10 protein-coding genes and 1 tRNA gene are annotated in these 13,661 nt (G+C 72.7%); all 11 read right to left on the minus strand.

Annotation, left to right across the window (positions count from 1 at the left end):
• Position 1: 1 nt before the first annotated feature.
• The 11 genes from ACZ6K0_RS35430 to ACZ6K0_RS35480 all read right to left on the minus strand — a co-directional run bounded on the left by ACZ6K0_RS35430 (position 2) and on the right by ACZ6K0_RS35480 (position 13,658).
• A tRNA-Leu gene (locus ACZ6K0_RS35430) sits at positions 2–86 on the minus strand.
• Positions 87–310: 224 nt separating this feature from the next.
• A complete protein-coding gene (locus ACZ6K0_RS35435) occupies positions 311–1,387 on the minus strand; it encodes a sugar phosphate isomerase/epimerase family protein (protein ID WP_376407634.1) in 1,077 nt (358 codons plus the stop codon).
• A 58-nt stretch (positions 1,388–1,445) separates the two neighbouring features.
• Positions 1,446–2,834 carry a nucleotide pyrophosphatase/phosphodiesterase family protein gene (locus ACZ6K0_RS35440; RefSeq protein ID WP_469235346.1) on the minus strand — a complete coding sequence of 463 codons (1,389 nt, stop codon included), beginning with the start codon at positions 2,832–2,834 and terminating at the stop codon, positions 1,446–1,448.
• A 10-nt stretch (positions 2,835–2,844) separates the two neighbouring features.
• Positions 2,845–4,044, minus strand: coding sequence for a metabolite traffic protein EboE (eboE, locus tag ACZ6K0_RS35445; protein ID WP_469235348.1), 1,200 nt, complete (start codon positions 4,042–4,044; stop codon positions 2,845–2,847).
• Positions 4,045–4,054: 10 nt separating this feature from the next.
• Positions 4,055–4,903, minus strand: a complete 849-nt coding sequence (locus ACZ6K0_RS35450) for a TatD family hydrolase (RefSeq protein WP_376407640.1) — start codon at positions 4,901–4,903, stop codon at positions 4,055–4,057.
• Positions 4,903–5,463 (minus strand): EboA domain-containing protein, encoded by a 561-nt coding sequence (locus ACZ6K0_RS35455; protein WP_469235350.1) that lies wholly within the window; start codon positions 5,461–5,463, stop codon positions 4,903–4,905. Before ACZ6K0_RS35455 ends, ACZ6K0_RS35450 begins: the two co-directional genes overlap by 1 nt.
• Positions 5,457–6,353 carry a sugar phosphate isomerase/epimerase family protein gene (locus tag ACZ6K0_RS35460; protein ID WP_469235352.1) on the minus strand — a complete coding sequence of 299 codons (897 nt, stop codon included), beginning with the start codon at positions 6,351–6,353 and terminating at the stop codon, positions 5,457–5,459. Before ACZ6K0_RS35460 ends, ACZ6K0_RS35455 begins: the two co-directional genes overlap by 7 nt.
• On the minus strand, positions 6,350–7,534 hold the full coding sequence (locus ACZ6K0_RS35465) for an SCO3242 family prenyltransferase (protein ID WP_469235354.1): 1,185 nt from the start codon (positions 7,532–7,534) through the stop codon (positions 6,350–6,352). The genes ACZ6K0_RS35460 and ACZ6K0_RS35465 overlap by 4 nt, the downstream gene beginning before the upstream one ends.
• Complete coding sequence (locus tag ACZ6K0_RS35470; RefSeq protein WP_376407648.1) at positions 7,531–8,694, minus strand: inositol-3-phosphate synthase; 1,164 nt, start codon at positions 8,692–8,694, stop codon at positions 7,531–7,533. Before ACZ6K0_RS35470 ends, ACZ6K0_RS35465 begins: the two co-directional genes overlap by 4 nt.
• Before the next feature lie 88 nt (positions 8,695–8,782).
• A complete protein-coding gene (locus tag ACZ6K0_RS35475) occupies positions 8,783–12,472 on the minus strand; it encodes a ThuA domain-containing protein (RefSeq protein WP_469235475.1) in 3,690 nt (1,229 codons plus the stop codon).
• 181 nt (positions 12,473–12,653) lie between these two features.
• Complete coding sequence (locus ACZ6K0_RS35480; RefSeq protein ID WP_469235355.1) at positions 12,654–13,658, minus strand: sugar phosphate isomerase/epimerase family protein; 1,005 nt, start codon at positions 13,656–13,658, stop codon at positions 12,654–12,656.
• Positions 13,659–13,661 lie beyond the last annotated feature (3 nt).

A 13,661-nucleotide genomic window follows, 5' to 3' on the forward strand; every position in this document is an offset into this window, starting at 1 on the left:
GTGTCCGAGGGGGGACTTGAACCCCCACGCCCGATAAAGGGCACTAGCACCTCAAGCTAGCGCGTCTGCCATTCCGCCACCCGGACAAGGTGTCTGTCGCTTCGTGGTTTCCCTCGCGGCGACAGAGATAACTCTACCAGGGGTTTGAGGTGCCCTTCACCAGCGTTTTCCGTGGTCAGTGGGGTGGAGCGACCCGATTCCCCTTGATCCAGTCCGGATTGCCCGATCACGCGCGCAGTGCGTTATCGATGGTCGACACAGAGTGTCGGGGTGGCCTCGGGCCCCTGGTCGAGGGGCCCGAGGCTGGGGGTCAGCGGCCCTTCTCGCGCAGGGAGTGGAGGTGGGCGCTGGACCTGCGGGCGAAGTCGAGCGAGTCGACCGGGTTGTCGCGCTCGGCCTGCCAGTGGTGGGCGTGCCGGCCGTGATGGGTGCGGTTGACCGCCGAGATGAAGCGCCGGTAGTCGATGTCCCCGTCCCCGACGTCCGTCATGCGGTAGCCGTAGGGGACGGCGGAGTCGTCGCGGTCGCCGTCCTTGACGTGGAAGAGCGGGTAGCGGTGGGGCTGGGCGAGGACGTAGTCGAGAGGGTCGAAGGGGGCGGGGGTGCCGTCCGGGCGGGTGGAGTAGCGGTACTGGCCGACGTACGCCCAGAAGATGTCCATCTCCAGGTGCACCAGGTCGGGGTCGGTCTCGGCGAGGAGGACGTCGTAGAGGCGCACGTCGGGGCGGTCGCTCGCGAAGGAGAACTCCTCCGAGTGGTTGTGCTGGTAGAACTTCATGCCGCGCTTCCGCGCCTCGGCGCCGAAGCGGTTGAACTCCTCGGCGCAGCGCTTCCAGCCGTCGACGGTGTCGCCGTAGCGCCAGGGTCCGGAGGCGGTGCCGATGTGGGGCAGGCCGAGGGCCGCGGCGTCGTCGAGGACCCGGTCGAGGTTCTGGGCGAAGGTGTAGGCCGCGGGGTCGCTCGCGTAGTAGCCGACGTGGCTGCCGATGCCGCGCAGGCCGTGGTCGCGGGTGAGGCGCTTGAGTTCGGCGAGGGTGAGGGGGCCGCCGGTGCCCTGGGTGTAGCCGGCGTACTCGACCTCGTCGTAGCCGTACCTCTGGAGTTCGGCGAAGACGGGGGCGAATCCGAGGGCGGCGATCTTGTCGCGCAGGGAGTAGAGCTGGATGCCGAGGCGGCCGGGCGGCAGCACGGGGCGGCCGTGGCCGTTCCCTCGGTCGTTCTCCCGGTCGGCGCCCGGAGCGGCGGCAGGGGTGGCGGCCGCGGGGGTGGCGGCCGTGCCCAGCAGGGCTGCGGCGGTCGCGCCGGCGGCGACGCCGAGCATGCCGCGCCGGCTGAGCCGCTGGGAGAGCTCCGGGTCGACGGATTCCGTACGGCGGGTGCGATTCATCTGTGGACAACTCCTCTGGTGTCGTTCGGGACTGCTTCACTGGAGTCAGGTCGGCGCCTCAGGCGAGTCCGGCCAGACGCAGCAGCAGGGACTTCACATCGGTGGCCGCGACACGGCCGCTTACGGCGCGGGGGGTGGAGCACAGAATGAGCGGACCTTCGTCATCGCTCGTGGGGAGGCGGCCATGGCTGCCGCGAAGAGGTGAGGGGTCGAGGGGTACGACCGCGAGCCGGTAGCGCATGCCGAGCTTCTTGCGGGCGATCTCCCTGGCCGCCTTGAGCCTTACGTACGGATCGAGCGGGTCCATGAAGAGTTCGGCGGGGTCGTAGCCGGGCTTGCGGTGGATCTCGACGAGCCGGGCGAAGTCGGGCGCGCGGGCGTCGTCGAGCCAGTAGTAGTACGTGAACCAGCTGTCGGGCTCGGCGAGGGCGACGAGCTCGCCGGAGCGCGGGTGGTCGAGGCCGTGTTCCTTCTTTCCCTCGTCGTCGAGGAGGCGTTCGACACCGGGGAGCTCCGTGAGGGCCTCCCGGACGGCCGGCAGGTCCTCGGGGCGGCGGACGTAGACGTGCGCGATCTGGTGGTCGGCGACGGCGAAGGCCCGGGAGGTCATGGGGTCCAGGTACTCCATGCCGTCCTGGGTGTGGACCTCCAGGAGTCCGGCGCGGCGCAGGGTCCGGTTGATGTCGACGGGCCGGTTCACGCGGGTGATGCCGTACTCCGAGAGGGCGACGACCGTGCGCCCTTCGGCGCGGGCGTCGGCGAGGAGCGGGGCGAGGGCCGTGTCGAGGGCGGCGGCGGCCCGGAAGGAGCGCGGGTCGTCGGGGCCGTAGCGCTGGAGGTCGTAGTCGAGGTGCGGGACGTAGCAGAGGGCGAGGTCGGGGCGGCGGGTGCGGAGGATGTGGCGGGTGGCGTCGATGATCCACCGGCTGGAGACGAGGTCGGCGCCCGGACCCCAGAAGTGGAAGAGGGGGAAGGTGCCCAGTTCCTCCGTGAGTTCGTCGTGGAGGGCGGGGGGTCGGGTGTAACAGTCGGGTTCCTTGCGGCCGTCGGCGTAGTAGACGGGGCGGGGGGTGACGGTGATGTCGGTGTCGGCGCCCATGGCGTACCACCAGCAGATGTTGGCGACGGTGTAGCCGGGGTGGGCGCGGCGGGCGGCGTCCCAGAGCCGGTCTCCGGAGACGAGGCCGTTGTGCTGGCGCCAGAGCAGGACGTCGCCGAGTTCGCGGAAGTACCAGCCGTTGCCGACGATGCCGTGTTCGGCGGGGAGGGTGCCGGTGAGGAAGGTGGTCTGGGCGGTGCAGGTGACGGCGGGCAGGACGGCGGAGAGCGGGGCCTGGGATCCCGCGCGGGCGAGGGCGGCGAGATGGGGCATGTGCGGGAGGAGTCGCGGGGTGAGGCCGACGACGTCGAGGACCAGGAGGGGTGTGGGGTTCGTGGATTCGCTCATGGCGCTTCCTTCACGGCAGTTCCTTGAGGCCGAGGTCGGTCAGCAGGTCGCGGGCCAGGGTCAGTTCGGCGGCGATGCCGTCCGCGAGCCGGGCCCGGGTGCGGGGGCGGCGGTCGGGAGGAAGGGCCTGCCAGGTGTAGGTCTCGACCTCCAGGTGGCGGGTGAGCGGGTGGGGGCCGCCGACGAGGAGGGCGAGGGTCTCCTGGAGGACGGGAAGCGTGGAGCCGAGCGGAGGGGCGGGCGGGGCGTGGAGGGGGACGTGGAAGTGGGCGCGCCAGGGCGTCGCGTCGGGAAGGCCCGCACCGGAGCCGGGGGCGTGGCTGCCGTCGGGGACGGCGAGGGCTTCGGGAAGGTCGTCGGTCCCCCGCAGACCGGCGGCGGTCCTCGTACGGGTCTGGTGGAGGAAACGGGGTTCGGCGAAGGCGCCGAGCGCGGCCCTGACCTCGGGCAGGTGCGGGTGTTCGGCGTGGAGCGCGGCGGAGAGCTGCGCCTTGGGGACGGTGATGCCGGCGGTGGCGAGCGCGGCCAGGGCGGTGCGCGGGTCTTCGAAGGAGGTCGCGAGGTGGCAGGTGTCGAGACAGACGCCGATGCGGGGACTCGGTACGCCGCTGAGCGCGGTGACGGCGTCGGCGACCGTTTCGACGGTGCAGCCGGGCTCCGGTTCGAGGCCGATCCGGATGCTTCTCCCGGTGAGCTCCTCCAGTGCGTCGAGGCGTGCGGCGAGCGTGGTCAGGGCGGTGCGGGCGATGGCGGCGGAGCGGGGGTCGAAGGGGGTGCGCCAGGCGAGAGGCAGGGTCGAGACGGAGCCCTCGGTGACGTCCTCGGGGAGGAGCGCGGCGAGCAGACGGGCCAGGTCGGTGGTGTGGGCGAGGCGTTCGGGGCGGGTCCAGTCGGGCTGGTAGACGCGGTACTTGACCTCGTCGGCGCCGAACCCCTCGTAGGGGAAGCCGTTCAGGGTGACCACTTCGAGGCCGCGGCGGTCGAGTTCGGCGCGCAGGGCGCGGAGCGAGGCCGGGTCGGTGGTCAGGGAGTGGGCGGCGTCGCGGGCGAGCCAGAGGCCGATGCCGAGGCGGTCGCGGCCGAGGCGGCGGCGGACGGGCTCGCAGTGGTCGCGGAGCTGGGCGAGGACACCGTCGAGGGTCTCGGCCGGGTGGACGTTCGTGCAGTACGCGAGGTGGACGGTGGAACCGTCGGGGTGCCGGAAGCGCATGCGGGGTGCCTCATTCCCCGCCGCGGAGGAGGGAGTTGCCCTCGTGCAGGTCCTGTGGGGCGGGGACGTCGAGCCGCAGGCGCCCGCTGAGGCCGTAGAAGGCGACGGGGTTGCGCCAGAGGACCCGGTCGACGTCGTCGTCCGTGAATCCGGCGGCGAGCATGGCATCGCCGACCGCCCGGGTCGTGAGCGGGTCGCTCCTGCCCCAGTCGGCGGCCGAGTTCACGAGGACGCGCGCGGTCCCGTGGCTCCGGAGGATCGCGACCATGCGGTCGACGTCCATCTTCGTGTCGGGGTAGACGGAGAAGCCGAGCCAGGCACCGCTGTCGGCGGCCTCCTTGACGGTGGTCTCGTTGAGGTGGTCGAGGAGCACGCGGTCGGGGGCGAGCGCGGACTCGCGGACGACGTCGACGGTCCGGCGCAGGCCGGTGAGCTTGTCCCGGTGCGGTGTGTGGACGAGGGCGGGCAGGCCGTGGTCGGCGGCCAGCTGGAGCTGGGCGGCGAGCGCGGTGTCCTCGGCCGGGGTCAGGGAGTCGTAGCCGATCTCGCCGACGGCGACGACGCCGTCCTTGGCGAGGTAGCGGGGCAGGGCGTCGAGGACGGGGGTGCAGCGGGGGTCGTTGGCCTCCTTGGGGTTGAGGGCGAGGGCGCAGTGGTGGGCGATGCCGTACTGGGCGGCGCGGAAGGGCTCCCAGCCGAGGAGCGCGTCGAAGTAGTCGAGGAAGGAGGCGGGCGAGGTGCGGGGCTGCCCGAGCCAGAAGGAGGGCTCGACGAGAGCGCGGACGCCGGCGTCGTACATCGCCTGGTAGTCGTCGGTGGTGCGCGAGGTCATGTGGATGTGGGGGTCGAAGACGCGCATCAGGACTCCTCGGCGGGTGGGGTGGCGGTGAGGGCGAGGACGCGGGGCAGGTCGGCGGGGAGGGGGCGGCCGGCGGCGGTGAGTTCGGCGGCGTGGTCGGCGAGCATCCGGGCGAGTTCGGTGTCTCCGGCGGAGCGCTCGGAGAGGCCGGCGACGGCGGTGAGGGGGACGCCGGTGAACAGGCATTTCAGGAGGGCGTGGCGCCAGGCGTGGGGGGTGAGGTGGGTGGCGGCGTAGGGGCCGAGGGCGGCGGCGACGAGGGTGGTGTCGTGGGTGCGCAGGGCGTCCTCGACGAGGGGTACGGCCTCGGGGCCGGGGACGAGGGAGGGGAGGGCCAGGAGGACTGCGCGGCGTTCGGCCGCGGCGCCGTGGTGGTAGAGGCGGGTGAGGGTGTCGGGGCCGGGCGAGGCGGCGCGGAGGAGGAGGGTGCGGGCGGAGTCCGCGTGGGCGGGGCCGCAGTGGCGTCCGGCGGCGACGAAGCGGGACTCCCAGGCGGGGGTGCGGGCGGCGGCTTCGGCGAGGGCCGCGTCGAGCCAGGTGCGGGCGGTGTCGGTCAGCATGCCGGGGCCTCCTGCCGCAGGAACGAGAGGGAGGTGCGGGCGAGTTCGGGGCCGGCGTGGGAGTGCCGGGGCAGTTCGACGACGGTGAGCCCGGCGTAGCCGGCGGCGGTGAGGTCGGCGAGAGCGGCGAGAACGGGCGGGAAGTCGATCTCTCCGTCGCCGAACGGCAGGTGTTCGTGGACGCCGCGCCGCATGTCCTCGATCTGGACGTGGTGCACCCAAGGGGCGGCGGCCCGCACGCAGTCGGCGGGAAGGAGGGGTTCGAGGCACTGGCAGTGGCCGATGTCGAGGGTGAGGCCCAGGACGGCGGGTGCGGGTGCTCCGAGGAGTCCGCGCAGGTGGTGGAAGTCGTCGAGGGTGGCGAGGAGGTGACCCGGTTCGGGTTCGACGGCGAGGGGGACGCGGGCGGCGGCCGCGGCTTCCAGGACGGGGCTGAGGGAGGTGGTGAGCCGTTTCCAGGCCTCGTCGGGCGAGGTGTCGGCGGGGACGGTGCCACTGAAGCAGTGCACGGCGTGCGCGCCGAGGTCGGCCGCGACCCTGACGGCCCGGAGCAGCAGCCGGGTGCGCGCGGCGCGGCCCTCGGGGTCCGGATCGAGCAGGGACGGTCCGTGTTTGCGGCGCGGGTCGAGGACGTAGCGGGCGCCGGTCTCGACGGTGACTCCGAGTCCGAGGGCGGCCAGCCGCCGGCCGACCCGGGCGGTGCGGGCGGCCAGGTCGGGCGCGAGCGGGTCGAGGTGCATGTGGTCGAGGGTCAGACCGACCCCGTCGTAGCCGAGGTCGGCGAGGAGGGCGAGGGCCTCGTCGAGGCGCAGGTCGGTGAGGCCGTTGGTGCCGTAGCCGAGCCGGAGGCGGGGTGTGGGGCGAGGCCCGGGGTGGGGGGCGGTGCTCATGTGGGGCTCACCTTCCGGGCGAGGGCGCGGGCGAGCGGGACGAGGCCGAGCAGACCGAGCGCCGTGGCCGGGGCTCCGGCGCGGGCTGCCAGGGCCGCCTGGAGCGGGATCGTCGCCCGTATCCCACCGCCGACGGCCCGCTCGGTGAGCTCCGCGGAGGGGTTGAGCGCGGCGTGCAGGAGGTGGGTGGCGGGGGTGCGGGCATAGGCCAGGGCGAGGAGGGGGGTGAGGAGGGGTCCGAGGCCGGGAGGGGGGAGGGCGGGGCGGGGGCGGGGGGCGGGGCCCCCGGAAGAGTCGGAGGGTCCGGAGGGTGAGGGTGCGGAGGGCGGGGCGGGGAGGGAGGCGTTCGGGCGGCTCGATGCGGCGGCGGCCACCGTCAGGGTCACGGCGAGGGCCGCGAGGGGGGTGCGGGTGGAGCCGCCGTGTGTCTCGTGACGGGAGACGGCGGTGACGGCGTAGGTGTGGGCTCCGAGGAGGGCGGCGGCGGGGAGGGCGCGGAGCGGGCGGGGGTGACGGGAAGGGGCGGGCCCGGCGGTCGGTCGTCTCGGGGCGGGCCCGAGTGCCGTGAGCGGGACGGCGGGTGGGCGCTTCGGGGCACGTGCGGGTGTTGTGGCTGGTACGACGGGTGGGCGCTTCGGGGCGGGCACCGGTGCCGTGGCTGGGGCGGTGGGTTGGTGCTTCGGGGTAGGGGTGGGTGTTGTGGCTGGGGCGGCGGGTGGGTGGGTGGTGGCCGTGGCGCCGAGGAGGAGGTCGAGGGCTCGGGCGGTCGCCATGGTGGCGGGGCCTGCCGGGGTGTGCTTGAGGCCGAGGTCGTAGGCCCAGACGGTGGCGGCGAGGGCGGTGGCGACGGCGAGGGCCGGGCGGCCCGCGCGGGAGGCGAGGCCGAGGCCCGTGGCCGTCAGGGCGGCCGAGGCCGCGAGGGCGGCGGCGGGGGTGATGCGGCCGGAGGGCAGGGGGCGGTGCGGGCGTTCGGCGGCGTCCTCGTCGCGGTCGGCCCAGTCGTTCAGGGCCATGCCCGCCTCGTACAGGCAGAGGGACGCGCCGATCGCCCAGAGCGTGCCGCGCCCGGGGCGGGTCCCGGCGGCGGCGGCCCCGGCGAGGGCGTCGCCGGGGACGGAGGCCAGCGCGGAGACGCGGAGCAGTTCCGCCCAGGCGGCCGGGCTGCCGGTGGCCCGGGTCATCGGTGTTCCTCGGGCGTCGGCTCTTCTCCGGCGGGGGTGGGGGCGGTGCTTCGCGCGGCGCCCAGGGTCCGGCCGAAGGCGACGAGGCGGGTGTACTGGGCCGCGAGGGATGCCGGAGGGGTGCCTTCGGGGTCCTTGAAGTAGAAGGCGAGGTCGTCGAGGGGGCCGGTGAGGCCCGCTTCGTGGGCGCGGGCGGTGAGGCGGGCGAGGTCCAGGACGAGGGGGGCGGCGAGGGCGGAGTCGCAGCCCTGCCAGAGGGTCTGGAGGATCATGCGGGTGCCGAGGAAGCCGTCGAAGGCGATGTGGTCCCAGGCGGTCTTCCACTCCCCCAGGGCGGGGACGTCGTCGATGTGGACCTGGCCTTCGACGGCGCCGCCGAGGGTGTCGGTGAGGACGCGTTCCTTGCCGGCGTTCTTGGCGGCGGCGGCCGCGGGGTCGGCGAGGGCGGCTCCGTCGCCGCCGCCGAGGAGGTTGCTGCCGGACCAGGCGCGTACGGTCAGGGCCCGCTGGCGGAACATCGGGGCGAGGACGGCCCGCAGGAGGGTCTGTCCGGTCTTGCCGTCGCGGCCGGCGTGGGGCAGTCCGCTCGCGGCGAGCGGTGCGGCGAGGGCGGGGTGGCGGAGTCCGGTGGACGGGGTGAAGTTGACGTACGGGCAGCCCGCGCGGAGTGCTGCGGCGGCGTAGAGGGTGCTGGGTGGGAGCCCGACGCCCCCCGACGCCGGCTCCGTGGAGGCCACATTGACGACCACGACGCGGTCCAGGCCAATGCGATCCCGGAAGTCCGTCAGGTCGGCGGTGAAGGCGGTGACGAGCTGTTCGTCGGTGCGGGTGTCGCCGGGGAGGGGGCCGCCGGGGCGGATCTCCCGGTCGGCGGCTTCGAGGTCGGCGGTGACGGCGCCGGCGAGGCCGTACGGGAGGACTCCCGCGGTGGTGAGCTGTTCGGCCCGCTTGGGGAGGGGGCAGTCGGTGGTGTCGTGTCCGCCGAAGACGAGGCCGGCGAGCGGGGGGAGGCCGGCGTCGGCGAGGTCGGGTGTCTCGGTGGCCATGCCGGTGGGTGGGTGGAGTCCTGCGACGAGGGCGGCGCAGCCGGCCACGGTGGTGGTGGCGACGGATCCTCGCGCGCCGATGAGCCAGATTCCCGTGCGGTGTCCGGTGGGCATGTCGACGGCCTCCCTGGTGTGGGTGGTGACGGTGGGCGGGGGTAGGGCGGTGCCCCGCCCACCGTCGTTCGGGGGTGTCAGGGGGTGGTCAGGAGGAGAGCTCCCTGATCTGGATGTCGCGGAAGGCGGCCCGGTCCGCGGCTCCGTGGTTCTGGATGCCGATGTGGCCGGTGGTGAGGGAGCGGGCGGGGTCGGTGTTGGTGAAGTCGTTGATCTTGACGCCGTTGAGGAAGACCTGGAGGCGTTCGCCCTGGACGCGGATTTCGTACGTGTTCCACTGGCCGGGCGGGCGGAGGACCTGGTCGCGGGCGGTGAGGTTGGCCGACTTGAAGCCGTAGACGGCTCCGGTGGTGCGGTCGGCGGTGTCGGTGGCGTCGATCTGGATCTCGTAGCCGTTGTTCACGGCGGACCAGGGGTCGTCGGAGGCGGGGAAGCCGACGAAGATGCCGGAGTTGTCGTCGCCGGTGAGTTTCCAGTCGAGGGTGAGGGAGTACGACCGGAATTCCTTGGCCTGGTACCAGAGGAGGCCCATGCCGCCGGTGGAGCGGAGTTCGCCGTCGGTGACGTCGAAGGCGCCGGGTCCGGCCTGCTTCCAGCCTTCGGTGGTCTCGCCGTTGAAGAGGCTGCGGGTTCCGGTCCGGGGCCGGCAGTCGGCCTTGACCTGGCCGGTGGCGTACTGGAGTCCGCCCGACAGGTGCTGTCGGAAGGCGGGTTCGGTGTACGACTCCTTGGTGTGGCCTCCGCCGGTGTAGAAGGAGCGGCCGCCGCCGTAGGTCTGGCACCAGGCGATGGGGTGGTCGCCCTTCATGGTGCCGCCCTGGTAGGTGGTTTCGTCGAGGGTGGCGAGGATGCGGGCCTGACCGCGGGGGTTGGTGCGGTAGTTGTACCACTCGTCGGTGCGCTGCCAGGGGCCGTCGAGGTGGGCGGTGGCGGGGTGGGTGTGGTCCTCGACGCGGACGGTGGCGGGCTGGATCTGGGGGTGGGACTGGAAGTGGGCGCCGACGAGGCCGCCGTAGAAGGTCCAGTCGTATTCGGTGTCGGCTGCGGCATGGATGCCCATGTAGCCGCCGCCGGTGGAGATGTAGTTCTCGAAGGCGGTCTGTTGGTCGGTGTCGAGGACGTCGCCTGTGGTGGAGAGGAAGACGACGGCGTCGTAGCGGGCGAGGTTGTTGGTGGTGAACTGGCGTGGTTCTTCGGTGGTGTCGACGGTGATGCCGTGTTCGGCGCCGAGTTCCTTGAGGGCGGTGATGCCGGTGGGGATGGAGTCGTGGCGGAAGCCGGCGGTCTTGGAGAAGACGAGGACGCGTTTGGCGGTGCGGTCGATGGGTGTGCTGGAGATCGTGAAGTCGTCGAGGTCGTAGAGGGCGCCTGTGCCGCCCTTGAAGACGAGGTAGAGCTGGGTGGTCTTGCGGGGTGCCGCACGGAGGGGGACGTCGATGTCCTGGAAGGTCTCCCAGCTGCCGGTGACGGGGACGGCGGCGGAGCCGAGGAGGGTGCCGGTGGGTGAGCCGGTGCGGACTTCGAGGTGGCCGCCGGTGCCGCCGGAGGAGACGCGGGCGGTGAGCTTGGTGGCGCCGGTGAGGTGGTACGGGGTGAAGGCGATCCAGTCGCCGTCGTTGATGTCGCCGACGGTGCGGCCGCCGTTGGCCTGGGTCTTGTCGTAGGTGCGGATGCCGTGCTGGGTGTCGAAGTGTTCGGCCTGGCGGTGGCGGGGCTGGAGTTTGGCCTGGTCGCGGCCGGTGAGGGCGGCTTGTCCGCCGCCTCCGCCGTCGGTGTACTCGGCGGTGAAGACGGCGAAGATGTTGGCGTCGTCGTCGTGGCCGCCGTCGGCGGAGGTCTTGATGGTGCCGGTGCAGCCGTTGGCGGAGGTGACGGGGTGGCCGTGGCTGTCGTGGCCGAGGACGTAGGTGACCTTGATCCTGGCGCAGTCGAGGGGGCCGTTGGCGGCGTCTTCGGGGTCGGTGACGGTCACCTTGAAGGGGATCTCGTCGCCGAAGGAGAAGAGGGCTCCTTCGGTGGGGAGTTGGAGGTCGACCCTGGGTGCGGTGTTGCCGACGACGATGTGGGCGGAGGCGGATCCGGTGCGGCCGGTGGTGTCGCGGGCGGTGACGGTCGCGGTGTACGTGCCGTTGGTGCGGTAGGTGTGGGTGGGGTTGGCGGTGGTGGCGGTGGTGCCGTCGCCGAAGTCCCAGGTGTAGGTGAGGGGGTCGCCGTCGGCGTCGGTGGTGCCGGCGGAGGAGAAGGCGACCTTGAGGGGGGCGGTGCCGGAGGTCTTGGTGGCGCTCGCCTCGGCGACGGGTGAGTGGCCTCCGGTGGCGTTCTCGATGCGGTAGAGGCCGGAGTTGTGGTCGCCGCCGAACCAGGCGGTGCCGTAGTCGAGGACGTAGAGGGCTCCGTCGGGCCCGAAGGCCATGTCCATGATCTGGGTACCGGTCCAGGGGACGGGGTTGATGGACTGGACGGTGCCGTCGGTGTCCTGGTCGACGCGCTTGATCCAGCGGCGGCCGAACTCGCCGGCGAAGAAGTCACCGTCGTAGGCCTCGGGGAACTTCACCGGGGAGGTGTTGGCGGGGTCGTAGCGGTAGACGGGGCCGCCCATGGGTGATTCGGACCCGCTGCCGAACTCGGGTACGGAGCCGTCGTTGTAGGGGATCCAGGCGGGTTCGGCGGGGGGCAGGTCGACGAGGCCGGTGTTGTGCGGCGAGTCGTTCTTCGGTGCTGCGCAGTCGAAGGTGGCGCCGGAGGTGCCGGTGGCGAAGTCGTAGTCGACGTAGGGCTGGTTGCTGCCGGTGCAGAAGGGCCAGCCGAAATTGCCGGGTCGGGTGACGCGGGCGAACTCGACCTGTCCCGCGGGGCCTCGGGCGGGGTCGGCGGCGCCGGCGTCGGGGCCGTAGTCGCCGACGTAGAGGATGCCGGTGGCCTTGTCGACGCTGAAGCGGAAGGGGTTGCGGAAGCCCATGGCGTAGATCTCGGGCCTGGTCTTCTCGGTGCCCGGGGCGAAGAGGTTGCCGGTGGGGGCGGTGTACGTGCCGTCGTCGGCGACCTTGATGCGGAGGATCTTGCCGCGGAGGTCGTTGGTGTTGCCGGAGGTGCGGCGGGCGTCGAACGCGGGGTTGCGGCCGGGGCGTTCGTCGATGGGGGTGAAGCCGTCGGAGGCGAAGGGGTTGGAGTCGTCGCCGGTCGACAGGTAGAGGTTGCCCTGGGCGTCGAAGTCGATGTCTCCGCCGACGTGGCAGCAGATGCCGCGGGTGGCGGGGACGTCGATGACCTTCTTCTCGCTGGTGTTGTCGAGGGTGAGGTCGGCTTTCAGGGTGAAGCGGGAGAGGCGGTTGACGCCGTCGTACTTCGCGAGCTCGGCGGGGGTGCCGTCGTTGGGGGCGTCGCCTGTGGGGGTGGTGAGGGGTGGGGCGTAGTAGAGGTAGATGGCGTGGTTGCGGGTGAAGTCGGGGTCGACACCGATGCCTTGGAGGCCTTCCTCGTCGTGGGAGTAGACGGGGACGGTGCCGATGACAGTGGTGTTGCCGGCGGCGTCGGTGCGGCGGAGTTCGCCGTTGCGGGAGGTGTGCAGGACGCTGCGGTCGGGGAGTACGGCGAGGGACATGGGTTCGCCGACTTCTGCGGCGCCCTTGGCGAGGGTGACCTGCTGGAATTCCTCGGCGGCGGCCTGGGGTGCGGTGGGGGTGTCGGTGTCGGCGGCGTGGCCGGCGGGGGCGCCGAGGGTGAGGCCGGCGAGGGCGAGGAGGCCGCCGGCGAGGAGGGCGAGGGGCTTTCTGACCAGGGGCCTGGCGAGGAGGGGCTTGGCGGGGCGGGGTCTTGCGGGGAGGGGTTGTCCGGCGGGCGCGGTCCTGGTGCGGGGTCGTCGTTGTCCGTGCACGAGTGTCCTCCGGGATGGGGGCCGGTCGTACGGGATCCGCCGTGCCGTTCGGGGCGCGGGGAGGTGGGGTGTCCGTGCGTGGGGTTCAGTCGCCGCTCCCGAAGGCCGCGTCGAAGGAGGCGGCGGGCGGGTCGAAGTCGTATCGCTTGAGGTGGGAGAGCGCCTCGGGGGCGCCGGTCAGCCGGTCCATCCCGGCGTCCTCCCATTCCACGGAGACGGGCCCCGCGTAGCCGATCGACCGGAGCATCCGGAAGACGTCCTCCCAGGGCACGTCGCCGTGTCCGGCGGAGACGAAGTCCCAGCCTCGTCGCGGGTCGCCCCAGGGCAGGTGGGAGCCGAGGCGTCCGTTGCGGCCGTCGAGGCGTTTGCGGGCCTCCTTGCAGTCGACGTGGTAGATCCGGTCGCGGAAGTCCCACAGGAAGCCGACGGGGTCGAGGTCCTGCCACACGAAGTGGCTCGGGTCGAAGTTGAGCCCGAAGGCCGGGCGTCCGTCGACGGCTTCCAGGGCCCGCTGGGTGGTCCAGTAGTCGTAGGCGATCTCGCTGGGGTGGACCTCGTGGGCGAAGCGCACGCCTTCGGTGTCGAAGACGTCGAGGATGGGGTTCCAGCGCTCGGCGAAGTCCTCGAAGCCGCGCTCGATCATGCGCTCGGGCACGGGCGGGAACATCGCCACGAGGTGCCAGATGGAGGAGCCGGTGAAGCCGATGACGGTGTCGACGCCGAGGGCCGCGGCGGCCCGGGCGGTGTCCGCGAGCTCGCGTGCGGCCCGCTGTCGTACGCCTTCGGCGTCGCCGTCGCCCCAGATCCGGGCGGGCACGATCGCCTGGTGGCGTTCGTCGATCGGATGGTCGCAGACGGCCTGTCCGACGAGGTGGTTGGAGATCGCCCAGCACTTCAGCCCGTAGGCGTCGAGGAGTTCACGTCTGCCCTTGACGTACGTGGGGTCGGCGAGGGCCTTGTCGACTTCGAAGTGGTCTCCCCAGCAGGCGAGTTCGAGTCCGTCGTAGCCGAAGTCGCGGGCGAGGCGGCAGACCTCTTCCAGGGGCAGGTCGGCCCATTGGCCGGTGAAGAGGGTGAAGGGTCGGGGCACGGT

This window comes from Streptomyces sp. NPDC042346 (genome assembly GCF_055581845.1).